This is a genomic window from Syntrophomonas sp. UBA5494 (assembly GCF_002426325.1).
Genome location: NZ_DIPG01000040.1, coordinates 7,641 through 8,040, shown reverse-complemented (window position 1 = coordinate 8,040; position 400 = coordinate 7,641). Strand labels below are relative to the sequence as shown.

1 protein-coding gene is annotated in these 400 nt (G+C 32.8%); it reads right to left on the bottom strand.

The window, feature by feature from the left end:
- Positions 1-368: hypothetical protein (locus B3W37_RS04260; RefSeq protein ID WP_483174875.1), on the bottom strand; the 368-nt coding region annotated here is incomplete at its 3' end.
- Positions 369-400 lie beyond the last annotated feature (32 nt).

Genomic DNA, 400 nt, shown 5'->3' with positions numbered 1-400 from the left:
AAAACAATAGCTAATACCCAGAAGATTACAGCGTGAGAAACAGGTCTTTTCCCTTTTTTATACCATAAATAGAAAATGCCGAGCATGGCGAGGAAATACACCAGACCATAAAAAAACAACTCATTATATCCCCAGTTTATGCCTACTGCATTCCCTGCCAAAGTATAGTTTAGTTTAATATAAATACTTAATAAAAATATAGTGCCTAGCAAAACAATTAAACTCGATGCCCAATATATTATCCAAAATGATTTAGGCTTATCAAACTTTTTACGCAATAAACCAAATAACGCATATAAGATGATAATAGAAGCTGTGGCTATAACTGCATTAATAACAGCTAAATACTTATCTAAAAATTCCAACATTTCGCTGACCTCATTTCTCACCATGCCCTAAT